Annotated in this window: 10 protein-coding genes; 3 read left to right on the top strand and 7 right to left on the bottom strand. The window is 58.0% G+C overall.

Annotation, left to right across the window (positions count from 1 at the left end; all coding sequences use genetic code 11):
- Positions 1-63 precede the first annotated feature (63 nt).
- Positions 64-1,857, bottom strand: coding sequence for a hypothetical protein (locus PH547_RS29765; protein WP_285170248.1), 1,794 nt, complete (start codon positions 1,855-1,857; stop codon positions 64-66).
- Between the two features lie 129 nt (positions 1,858-1,986).
- On the opposite strand from PH547_RS29765, the gene PH547_RS29770 reads away from it, so the two are divergent.
- Positions 1,987-2,295, top strand: a complete 309-nt coding sequence (locus PH547_RS29770; protein ID WP_285170272.1) for a hypothetical protein — start codon at positions 1,987-1,989, stop codon at positions 2,293-2,295.
- A gap of 98 nt (positions 2,296-2,393) precedes the next feature.
- On the opposite strand, the gene PH547_RS29775 is transcribed toward PH547_RS29770, so the two are convergent.
- The 4 genes from PH547_RS29775 to PH547_RS29790 form a co-directional block, all read right to left on the bottom strand.
- Complete coding sequence (locus tag PH547_RS29775; RefSeq protein WP_260304328.1) at positions 2,394-3,608, bottom strand: alpha/beta hydrolase; 1,215 nt, start codon at positions 3,606-3,608, stop codon at positions 2,394-2,396.
- Positions 3,609-3,793: 185 nt separating this feature from the next.
- A complete protein-coding gene (locus PH547_RS29780; protein ID WP_285170249.1) occupies positions 3,794-4,948 on the bottom strand; it encodes an AI-2E family transporter in 1,155 nt (384 codons plus the stop codon).
- Positions 4,949-4,976: 28 nt separating this feature from the next.
- Entirely contained in the window at positions 4,977-5,810 is an 834-nt protein-coding gene (gene ppk2, locus PH547_RS29785; RefSeq protein ID WP_260304330.1) for a polyphosphate kinase 2, read from the bottom strand.
- 55 nt (positions 5,811-5,865) lie between these two features.
- Positions 5,866-7,554, bottom strand: coding sequence for a SulP family inorganic anion transporter (locus PH547_RS29790; protein WP_285170250.1), 1,689 nt, complete (start codon positions 7,552-7,554; stop codon positions 5,866-5,868).
- 826 nt (positions 7,555-8,380) lie between these two features.
- On the opposite strand from PH547_RS29790, the gene PH547_RS29795 reads away from it, so the two are divergent.
- On the top strand, positions 8,381-9,784 hold the full coding sequence (locus PH547_RS29795; RefSeq protein ID WP_285170273.1) for a DUF3300 domain-containing protein: 1,404 nt from the start codon (positions 8,381-8,383) through the stop codon (positions 9,782-9,784).
- A gap of 27 nt (positions 9,785-9,811) precedes the next feature.
- Positions 9,812-10,759: a DUF2950 family protein gene (locus PH547_RS29800; protein WP_283052268.1), complete on the top strand. Its 948-nt coding sequence runs from the start codon at positions 9,812-9,814 to the stop codon at positions 10,757-10,759.
- Here PH547_RS29800 and PH547_RS29805 read toward each other — a convergent pair.
- On the bottom strand, positions 10,722-11,285 hold the full coding sequence (locus PH547_RS29805; protein WP_285170251.1) for a CYTH domain-containing protein: 564 nt from the start codon (positions 11,283-11,285) through the stop codon (positions 10,722-10,724). The genes PH547_RS29800 and PH547_RS29805 overlap by 38 nt on opposite strands.
- 124 nt (positions 11,286-11,409) lie before the next feature.
- A complete protein-coding gene (locus tag PH547_RS29810; RefSeq protein WP_260304334.1) occupies positions 11,410-11,880 on the bottom strand; it encodes a hypothetical protein in 471 nt (156 codons plus the stop codon).
- Between the last annotated feature and the right edge of the window lie 156 nt (positions 11,881-12,036).

The following is a 12,036-nucleotide window of genomic DNA, read 5'->3' on the forward strand; positions in this document are numbered from 1 at the left end:
ACGCCTGTAGCATCACGTATCGTCTATTGGCCAAGCCGCAGAGTTTTCAGCAAAACCTTGATTTCAGGGGGTAACCGTGACGCCGGCCGATCTTAATCCTGAAAGGAATTGCTCTTGGTCCGATGGGCGCTGCAGCCGTATTGCGACTTCCCTACGAATATTGGTCAGGAGTGCGGGCGCATTCGATTTGAGCCAGTCCTGTTCTCGGCCGGCTTCGTCGAGCTTGCCCTCCGCGCCAAGGATCGCAAGCAGCACGAGATGGTGCATCGGATTATATTTGAGATCTGCCATACGTGCCCAAAGCTCGGCCGCCTGATAGTCCCGCCGCATATAGGCGCAAAGTGCCATGCCCACTTCATAATATCCAATCGGGCCTGGGTTTCTGCTGATGGCACTCGACATCAGTTCGCAACCCGTTTCCCATTTTCCTGAGAAGGCGAGCCTGAATCCATATTCTCCGGCAACTTCCGTGTCGTTCGGATTGATCGCATAGGCGGCGGCTCCCTCCCTTAATGCGGCGTCGACATCGCCGTTGAAGAAGTTCGCGAGCATCAATGCCTGCAACGCCCGAGCATTCTGAGGGTCGATTTCCACCGCACGCTTGGCGGTTTCAAGAGCAAGCGTCAACGGATGTGGTGATTGCGGCATGTCCAGCCGGTATTGGAAGCGAATCTCGTCCAGATAGGTCAGAGAGAGCAATGCCCACGAGGTTGCATAAGCCGGAAGACGCTCGGTCGTGCGCTTGAGACAGTCCTGCACGGCGGCATGGTTTTGCGGATTCAGGTCGATCCGATAATTATAATAGGACAAGGTGCATGCATAAGCATCCCAGTCGTCGGGCGGAGATTGGGCTAAACGTGCGGCGTCGGCCTGGTAGATCAGGCCGTAAGGCTGGGCGACAGCCGTCGCGACGCGCCGTGCGATATCGGCTTCGACCTCAAGTATATCCTGCACTCGAAGGTCCCTGTCGTAATTGTTCGCCCAAGTCACCGATCCATCTGAACGACGGACAAGTCTGGCCGTAAGCCGAAGCTTGTTTCCCTCGACGCGTATACCTCCCTGCAGCGCAAAGCGCGGTTCTTCCACCCGTATGTCCGGGCTGGAAGACGGCTCTTTTGCAATGACGGCAACTTCCTTGAACTTCGCAAGCTCGCCAATGACTTCGTCCGTAAGCCCCCGGGCGATGTCGGCGGATCCGCCCTGCTTTGAAATTTCTTCGAACGGTTCGACCAGAACTTTGGGAACGCTTCCAGATGCCGGAGCCGGAGCGGCATTTTGAGCCCTGTGCGACGAAAAGAAGAACGTGCTCAACGGCGGGATAATGGCGACGAACGTCGTCAAGACTATCGCCGCTGGAATCGCATACCACAGCCACACGGGCGGAGCTGCCCTATCCGTGCGATCGGCCACAATCACCGGCTTCTGCACTTCGGCCGGAGATTCCAGGACATTGTCGGGATCGGGCCGATCGGCCAGCCTGTCAGCAGCAGTCGCATACCGGAAACAAGGTATATAGGCACCTTTCGGTATGGTGATGATAATCCGGTCGGCCCACCCGGCAACCAGATAGTAGCGTTCGAGGCCGCGACGAATCCGGCCGGCTTCTATTCTGACGACCGGATCGTTCTGAGCATCAAACGATGCATCCCGGGCAAAAACCTCCTGTGCAATCGTGTAAGCCTTGAGATAATCAGCCCGTCCGCCCAGCGTCTCTTCAACGACATATTCCAAAAACCTGCGGCCCCGCTCCGGTGCCAGGAACTCTTCACTTGAGAGGATTCGCTGAAGCTGCTCTCGGATCTCCCACATCTCAGGAGACGACGTGTCGTCTCCGCCGCTTGCCCAAGCGCTCTGCATGGTGTCCCCCTGCGACCGTAGCGGTCGTCTTATCGCCCTTGTATGTTCATGTATATTACGCCTCTAATTAAGGTAGTGGCAATATAATGTCTCAATCTGCTTGACGTGATCATGACGAGCGGGGCGGGGATGATATCGGGAAAAAATAGTTCAACGCATTTGTCCGCGCTCCAAATTGTCGAGGTGCGCTTTCCTCATGAGGTCGCGCGGGTACAACAGCTCTTTAGCGTAGACGAAACTTTTCGCAGCATGTGCGAAGACCTTGCAGCCGCCGTCGAAACGCTGACGCGGGTGGACGATCTCCCCGACAATGTCCGGGAAGCGCGGCGCCAGGAATATGCCGGACTCGTCGATGCTCTTTCCGGTGAAATTCGCGATGCAATTCGCAATTCGAAGCTTGTGATCTTACGACCGCAGTCCGGGCGCCCCAAGTCGTAGCGCATCACCAAATTGAACCGATGCAGCCCATGAATTGGTTCGGAAATCATGAGAATTGCTCCGCAGCGGGCATTCAGCCAACGGCATCGGGCGGCGGGTTATTTCACTAGCTGCTGCGGTTGGAGATCACCTTGGAGCGTACCTTCGGGAGCCGGCTGCTTCCTCCTTGGCCGCAACGGCTGCTCGACTATGGTAGCAGGAGCAGCAACAGCCGCGGCGGCAACCGTGCCGATATTCGATACCGTACCGCCGACGACAGCCGTGATGCCCTGCCCGAGCGTTACGTTCGAATCCGTAAGCGGCTGACCGGTCATCAGCCTTTTGCCGATGAGCTGGACTATTTCCGGACTTTCCGCGAACTTGCCGTGGTTCAGTGCGTCATCGGATTTGACCTTTGTCAGGTCGATTGCCGTAATTCCCGCCTTTTCGAGTTTCGTTCGATAGGGCTCTTCCGTCGGGTTGATCGCACCCAAGCGGGAGACCCTTCCCGTGATAAAGCTCGACACCGCGAGCGCCTTATCGTCCTGAGACACGAAGATGGTGAACTTCGGCCTCGGCGCCCCCATCTCCACATACTGTTTGGCGAAGACTTGGATGTCGATGTCCGGCGATGCGAGAATAACATTGTGGATCTTAGGGTTCACATGGCCATCGCGGATGCCCATCTGCCGGAGGGACTCCATGGCGAGCCACGTTCCCATCGAGTGGGCGAGAATGGTGATGTCCTTTACATCCGGATCCGCAGCGAGCGTGTGAAGCGCCTGCTCAAGCGCGGTTCGTGAATAATTGGTGCTTTCCTTGTCATATTGATAGGCGATGAGTTGAGCCCTGGAGGGCCATGTGAAGAGGACCGGCGTCGCTTGCATTCCGCTGTCATGGACGATCTGGGCCAGCCGGAAGACGGAATCCTCGTATTTGTTGTTGAAGCCATGAATGAAAACGAGCGCGTGTCCGCCGACGACGTGCTGACGGAACCATGCTCGACCCTCCGCGACCGTCTCCAATTGCTTCACGCGGATGACGGCGAAGTCGGTTGCTGGATTGGGCGGCAGCCGATGCGGCCACTGCACGGTGCCAGGCTGGCGTTTGGGCGGGATCGAGACCGCTACCTCCGTCAAATAGGGCTTCGGACTGCGCTCGCCATTGAACAGCGTGGCCGGATCGCCGGAGGGCTGGCGGGTGGTTGCGACGAGCATGTCCACCTTCGCAGTGGGCGGCGCCGATGCCGAAAGCGTCACCGGCGTCATTACGCCGCTCGGATGACCGCATCCTGAAAGGACTGAAAGCAGAACAACCAGAGACCTTCTAAGCATGCATTTTTCCAATCGAACGGTGCACCTGATCGCACGCCGGCAGCCTCCGTTCGGACCATCGCTCCGAAGCGGCCATCGGATCATAGGCGGCAGCTCTGGCATTGGTAGTAACTTACGCGATGGTGCCTTCCTTCGCCCGTATGATACGGGTGGGCAACTTGGCGGCAGGAAGGCTCAGCTTACGGTCAGGAAACAGCCACCTCTTGCGAGGTTTCGGGAGAATTGTCACCGGCAGGAAGGGTGGGGCTCGTCCAGGCCACGAACAGATCATAGAAAACGCCAAGAACCACCGGGCCGAGAAACAAGCCTACCAAACCGTGCGCCAAAGCTCCTCCAATAACGCCAAGCAAGATCAGGGGCATCGGCGTGGATAGACCGCGCGAGATCAAAATCGGCTTTAAAATATTGTCGAGAACGGTGACCGGCACTGCGAGAAGCGTGAACAGCAAAGCATCCGGGAATGGCCAGGTGAACCAGGCCCAAATGACCAGGGGCAGCAGCACGATACCTGGTCCGATCTGGATGATGCAGAATACGAAGACTACGAAGGTCAGAGCGCCTTTTGCCGGAACGTCGAAGAGAAAAAAGATAAGCCCACAGAGCAGCGTTTGCAGCAATGCGATGCCGATGATACCACGGGAAACATTGCGGACAGTCATACTTGCCAGACGAACGAAATCGGTTCCTCTGTTGCCGGCGATCCGAGCAACGACAAGGTTCACCGACATCACCAGTTGCTGTCTTGCAACCAGGAAGCAGCCGCACAACAGCACGGATGCAATGAAACTGAGCACACCGCCCCCAAGAGCCGCCGTTCTCTCCAGAATGACGCCTGCAGCTGCCTTTATCGGCTCCTGGAACTGCTTTAGCATCACCGTAAAGTTGGCGATGGCGTAGTTCCAAATCTCAAAGGCGCGCTCCCCGACATATGGCCAGGCCCTTATGCTCTGAGGCGCCGAAGGCAAGACAACAGTCCCTTCTTTCAGGCCGGTCAGAAGCGCGCGCGTACCGTCGGCGAAGCTGAACAAGATAGCCGCAAGCGGCGCGATCACGATCGCGAGGCACGCGACGACTATCAGGACTGCCGCGGCAATGCCGCGGCGGCCAAGCAATCTCCTTAACAGTTCAAAGAGAGGAAAAAGGGCCACCGCCAGGATCGCCGCCCAGGCGAAGATCAAGATGAAGGGAGCGACGATCGTAAAGGACCAATAGGCGAAAAGACCGACGACACCCAGTCGGATAAACTCGCTTATGCGCGCGTCAGCGGAATTCGAGCTCGACCGGACGCTGCCGGTGTCTGCCGCAACTTCCTGTACGGGCGGTGCTGAGATCGATTGCATGGCACAAAGCCCCGGCGGATTCTACAGCTTACCAGACAAGGTCCGGCACGATATGGCGGACGCCGTCGTCCTCGACATAGTCCGAAGGCCGCTTCTGTCGTTTGCCCAGTTCAGGTTTCTCGAACTTTACCCGTTCATAGGGGATCGATTTCAGAATATGCGAGATGCAATTGATGCGCGCCTTCTTCTTGTCGTCCGAAGGCACGATCCACCAGGGCGCATGCTGCGTATCCGTCATTCTGATCATTTCGTCATAGGCCCGTGTGTAGTCCCACCAGCGGCGGTAGGATTCCAAGTCCATCGGACTTAGCTTCCATTGCCGCACCGGATCGTCGATCCGCCTCCTGAAGCGACGCTCCTGCTCATGTTCGCTAACGGTCAGGAAATACTTCAGCAGAATTACGCCGCTTTCGACGATGGCAGCCTCGAAACGCGGAGCGAGTTCAAGGAAACGACGGGCCTTCTTTTCCGTGGAGAAACCCATGACACGATCGACGCCAGGGCGGTTATACCAGCTACGATCGAAGATGACGACTTCGCCCGCGGCCGGGAGATGAGCAATGTAGCGCTGCATATAGATCTGTGATTTTTCACGGTCATTGGGTGCCGGCAGGGCAACCACGCGAAACACCCGCGGACTGACGCGCTCCGTGAGGCGCTTGATCGTGCCGCCCTTGCCGGCGGCATCGCGACCCTCGAAGATGATCACGATGCGAGCGCCAGAATTTTTGACCCAAGCCTGCAGATGCGCCAGTTCGACCTGCAGTTTCGCGATTTCCTTCTCATAATCCTTGGTGCGCTTTTTCTTCTTTCCGCCGCTATCCGCTTCCCCTTCGCGATTGGGATCATACATCTTGTTCATGACTTCCCTCCCTGAGTTGCGATATCTGTGATGCTCCGTCTCGCTCCTGCCTGCGTCACACTTCCTGAAGGCGGAACGACCGGATGGCATCCTCTTTGTCATCAAAGAAACTCGTCACACCGATGCGGTCGACAACACCCGCTCGTTGCAGCAGCGCCTTGGCCTCGGCGTTCAACTCCGCGACGCAGAAGACGACGCCCTGCTCCTGCAAGGCCGCTTGAACCGCGTCGAGCGCTGCAGCGCCCGTGCTGTCGAGATGGACTATTGCGCCGGCATCGAGCACGAAATGCCGCGTGTCCGGCGTGAGGTTCCTGGCGATGTCGCGCAATCGCGTGCGAACGTAATCCGCATTGTAGAACAAGACGCTGCCCTGGATCCGGCATATCGCCGTGCCCTGGATCCCCGTGGCATCGGGAAACCGCCGCATATCGTAAAAGCCATCCCGGCCGGGGATGCGCCCGAGAAGCGCGTCATGGGGAAACATCGTCTTGCGCAGGAGATAGATCAGCGTCGCAACGATGGCGACGACGACGCCATTCAAGACACCGAAACTGATGGCGCCCCACATGGCGATCAGCGCGAAGACGAACTCCATTCTGCTGATCTGCCAGATCCTCTTCAGCTCATGAACGTCGATAAGACCGATCGCAGCGGTCGCGAGGATGGCCGCAAGAGCAGGGATTGGCAGAATGCGCAATGCGCTGTGCAGGAAGACAAGAGCCGCAATCAGCGTCGCCGCGGACACCAGACCGGCAGCCTGCGAGCGGCCGCCCACCGAAAGATTGATTGCCGTTCTCGAGTCCGAAACGCTGATCGGGAAAGACCCAAACAAGCCAGGAGCGATGTTTGCAGCGCCCAGGCCGATCAATTCCTGATTGGCATCGACCTCTTCGCCCGTGCGCGCTCCGAAACTCCGGGCAGCCACAATGCCTGCGCCGAAACTGACGAGGAAGACCGCAGCCGATCCCAAGGCGATCTTATCGAGCGGCATCTGCAAAATTGACGGAAAGCTGATCGACGGAAGCCCGCGAGGAATGTCGCCGATCACGGCAATCCCTCTCCCCTGAAAATCGAAGATAGCGGATAGGAGGCAGGATACCACAACGACGAGCACAGGCCCTGGAATACGGGATTGCGTCGCTTTGACTATCCATAGCAGGCAGAACATCGCGAGCCCAAACAGCAGCGAGGGCCAATGGATGGATGCGCTTTTGCGAAGTATCTCGGCAATCGGCGCCAGCAGACCGTCCGATTCGATGCGCACGCCCGTGAATCGATTGATCTGGCCGACAAGGATGGACAGCGACACGCCGGCGAAGAAACCAACGAGGATCGGCCGAGAGAGAAAGCTCGCCAAAACACCAAGGCGCAATAACCGCGCAGCAAAGCAGAAGCACCCAACGCCCAAAGCGAGGGCAGCGGCAATCGCCACTCGATCCACCGGAGCGCCTTCGGGCATGGAAGAGACCACCACGCCCATGGCAGCGGCAAGCACCGTCATCGTGGCAGCATCAGGCCCAACCACCAATAATCGCGACGGCCCGAAGAGCGCGTAGGCAATCGGGGCTACAATGCTGGCATAAATTCCAGTTTCAGGCGGGAGCCCGGCAATGGCGGGATAGGCAATGGCGCTGGGCAAGCCGACCGCGGCGATCGACAGGCCGGCGGGAATGTCGCTGCGCAGCCAATCGGATTGAAAGCCGCCCAAGCCTCGCAATATGGGCAGATGAAAACTGACGGCCATCTTACAACTCCCGCCCACAAAGGACGCCAATCGAAAAAGCTGAGCCCGCCTCATATGCGTCCAAACGCTTGATCGATGCTTGGCGAAGGCATAGCTCGGCCAACGGTTCGTCCTCTTCTTGATAAACAGACAGGATTTTAACGCGGCTGCTGTCACAGCGCGTGTAGCATCGCGTAACATCCGCGTGCCGCATCGAAGCCGATACGAACGCCATCCGTCCGAGGCGATCGAAGAATTGATGCCGCTACTGGAAAAGCAAATTCGCGCCGCCGGTTCGAAAGAGGTGCCGTTCAGAAATAACGGGCCGCACTTTGCTCGATGAGATATAGCTACGGCAGCACGCTCGCACGTGAGCGAGGGCCTGCGCAACAGCCATTGCCGTAGCGAAAGTAAGTTCATACCTACCGTTATTGGCGCAATGTGACTCAACAACCAATCCGGCCGGCGCCTTCGCCATTGTTCTCTAAAAGGAATGTCGCTCTTCTGACCGCTCAATCTCGTCCAATGCGGTGCTGTCCGCACTGCGCGACGTGCAACCCTCGATGCCCGGCTGACCAGTGCTGCGTAACTTCTTGTATTATACATACCTAATGTAATCGACTGCAATATTATGGTTGCGGCCGAAAGTCGGACCAATGGAAGCGGCGCCGAGCGCGATGCAAGCAGTTGCAGGCAGTTGGGCTCTGCAAGGGGCCTTATTTTGGGGGAAAGCCCGCTCCTCTCGATACGGCCTGCAGCGCTGATCGGGACGGAGCTTCAGAGCGAAAAGCAGTATCAGAAAAGCGGCATGTCCCGCAGATCGCTATGGGGAGAGATCGCTATGGGGATGAAACTTCGAGAGCTCGTCTTTGGATTGTCAGCGGTGTCGCTTCTAGCGATTCAGGCACAATTTCCCGCCTACTCACAAACATCCGCGAGCAGCGCCCCACCGGCGCAAGCAGCAGAAAATGCGCCCGCGCTACTTTCCGATGACGAGCTGGAAGTGCTCGTCGCACGCATCGCTCTCTATCCGGACGAGCTTGTCGCGGCCATCTCGGCAGCATCGCTTTTCCCGCTTCAGATCGTCGAAGCCCAACGCTTCCTGGAGGCGAAGAAAAAGAATGCGGATCTAAAGCCCAAGAGCGACTGGGACGGCAGCGTCATTTCGCTGCTGAACTATCCGGAAGTCGTCAAGATGATGAGCGATGACCTGGAGTGGACCCAGGCGTTCGGAGATGCCCTGACGAACCAGCAAAAGGACGTTCTGGTCGCCATCCAGCAATTGCGCGACGAGGCAGTGGCAAAAAAAATCATCAAGAGTGATGACAAGATTACCGTCGTTACCGAAAACGACAATGTCATTATCCAGCCAACCAATCCGGAGAAGATTTACGTTCCCCAGTATGCGCCGGAAATGCTCTATGAGCCCGGCTACGCTTCCGAACCGATTGGCTATTATTCGGATTCCTATCCCAGCTATTACTACCCGGGAGCAACCTTTTTCGCAGCCGCGATTACGGGCGTAGCGTGGGCTGCCGCCGTCAACTGGAACGATTGGGGCGTATGGGGCGGCAATTGGCGCGGTGACGTCGATATCGACTGCAACAATTGCTTCAACAACCGCAATTTCAACGGCAAGGTCAAATGGAATGATGTCGATTGGAAGAATGTCGATCGCAGCAAATTGAGCATCGGCAAGGACCAGCTCGCAAAGATGGATCGGTCCGCCATCGGAAACAATCTCCGGTCCGAAGGTGGCAACGATTTGCGCAGCCGGGCGGAGAGCCTCAATCGGGAACGCAGTGGTTCTGCGGCTGATCGCGTCAATCGCGCGGCCGATGTCCGCAGGGACACCGCGCAAGGATTGAAACAGAAACCGACCGCCCGGGCTGGCCAGGGTGCCGCCCGAACTGGCCAAGGTGCCAACCGGCCGGCGAACGTCGCACGGGCCGAGCCCCGGTCTCCAAAGGCGGCGACGGGCGCAAATCGAGGTACGAAGGCAGCCGCAGCTCGCTCGGGCCAGCAGAAGCTGGCTTCAAGACCCGACAACAGAGGACGCCAGCCTTCGGCCCTTGGCAACGTCTCGTCCGGCCGTCGGGAGATGATGGCGTCCCAGCGTGGCCGTCAAAGCATGGGAGCAGCGCACCGACCGCCCCCCAGATCAATGCATCGCGGCGGTGGACGTCCAATGCCGCATGGTGGCGGCAGAGGCGGTGGCGGCAGAGGCGGCGGCGGTAGAGGCCGGAGATAGACGCGATATTTTTTGGGGAGGCAGGCGATGAGAACGACGCGCAGAATGCAGTTGCCCATATTGATGTTTGTGGCCTCGGTCGTTTCCTTATCAAGCTGGCAAGTCGGCGAGGCGCAGGACCGGCAAAGGCTCGCGGGTTTTGCCTCACATGAGAAGTCGGCTGAATTCGATCAGTCGTCGGAGGCTATCGATCGCCTCAAGACGGTGCTGACGTCCAACGATGTCGACGGTCTGGCAAAGTTGCTGGGGCTCGATGCCGCCAAGCTGAAGGCGAGCGAAGAAGCCATGGCCGCCCTCGGCCTCATCAAGGAAGGCGCGGCCAGGCAAGTGGCCGTGCAGGACATCTGGGACCGCAAGATCATCGCGATCGGAGACAAGCTCTGGCCGCTGCCGTTTCCTCTGGTGAAACGCGAGGATGGCAAATGGGCATTCGACACGAAAGCGGGTCTGGAAGAAATCCTCAATCGGCGCATCGGCGAAAACGAGTTGCAGACCATCCAGACGATGCATGATTATGTCATGGCCCAGCGCATTTACGCCAGCGAAGACAGGGATGGTGACGGCGTCTACGAATACGCCCAGGTGCTGATCAGCGACCAGGGACGGAAGAACGGCCTTTACTGGGTGGCCGAGACGGACGAGGACGCAAGCCCGGCCAGCGCTTTGATCGAAAATGCGGCATTCGGAAAGGCGCTGAAGGGCGAAGGCTATTTCGGCTACCGCTATCGTATCCTGACCGGCCAAGGCCCGAACGTCTTCGGTGGCCGGCATAGCTACATCGTCAACGGCAACATGACCGACGGCTTTGCGCTCATCGCCTGGCCAGTAAAGTATCGTGAAACGGGCGTGCAGACATTCATGATTAGCGACCAGAGCGTGATCTACGAACGCGACCTCGGCGAGAATACGGCAGAGATTGCCGCGTCCATCAAAGAGTTCAATCCGGACCATAATTGGACGATAGCCGGCGAATAGAGTCTGAAACCTCGTCTGTGATCATGGCACTCTTGGCGCCGAAGAGGCGAAGCTGTGCCGACCGATCCAAAATCATTGTCGCCAGGGTCCGGTTGGAATATCGGGCGTCCCCTGTGATCTCGGGTCCCAGCCAGCGCGGCAGCACCGGCCGATCCGTCTCGCTGAACAACTCGATCTCGGCAATCGTCAGGCCGGAATGCGCGCCGTGGAAGACGTCGATTTCCCAGGTGAATTTGCCGGCGGGAACCCTATAGCGAGATTTCTCAATCACGGCGCCGATTGCGCGTTCAAGCAATTCTTCCGCTTCCAGGAGCGGAATGGCATATTCGAACTCATCGCGGACGATACCCTGCCGTTTGAACTTCACGGTCAGGAAAGCCGCCCGGCCATCCACCAGGCGTATACGAAGCGACTTGTGGGCATCGCACAGAAGATAGCCCTGGCGCAATTCACTTGCAGCCACAGCTTTGCGTCGCCAATCATCGTTTCGGACAAGAAACCTTCGCTCGATCTCTCTTGTCCTCATGCGCCGCCCCCATTGCCGATATTCTCGGCGTTGCGCCTGGAACTTCGTCGGTAAATTCAGCCGTCGCTGCTGCGCTCCAACCACTGCTGGAGCCGGACATGTCGGTCGCCAATTCTATAGGGGATCAGACGACCGGCGCCTCCCAATTCAGGAAAAAGCCGATGTCGCCAGGCACGCCGCCCGGAAAATTGATGACTGCGGCGGTGAGGCCGTAGCCCTGAGGACGAGCAACTTCATTGAAGAGGTCGTAGAGTTCCTTGGCTTTTCCCTGGAGAGTCGAAGGCCAATCGGAGCGGTTGCTGTTGATGGCGCGACCGCTATCGGTGCAGAAGTCGGAAGGGAAGCTGTAGATCAATGCTTCGACCTTCCCGTCGGCGACGGCCTTCATCACCACGCGGCGAATGACCTCCCGCTCCTTCTCGCTGACATGTTTCTGAAAGAAGTTCTCGACGAACTCGGCATGTTTTTCGGCCTCACGCGCTCTGATCTTCTCATCGCGCTGCATCTCCACGAGTTGCAGCTCAAGCGCGCGCTTGCGTAATTCTTCCGCACTGATCATCGAAGGATGGGATTCAGATTTTTCCTCACCAGTCATGACGTGACCCTCCGCTGTTCGAAGGATCATAGGACAGGCGAACCAAGCCTCGTAGTAAGATACGCAGGATTGTTGGTAAATTACGGTAGGCTACCTCGACGCACTTGATAGCGGCCGTTACTGCACATCAACGCGCGGCTTGCCTTGGCGTGCGAT

Origin of the sequence: Rhizobium cerradonense (assembly GCF_030182455.1) — a bacterium.
Classification (GTDB): domain Bacteria; phylum Pseudomonadota; class Alphaproteobacteria; order Rhizobiales; family Rhizobiaceae; genus Rhizobium.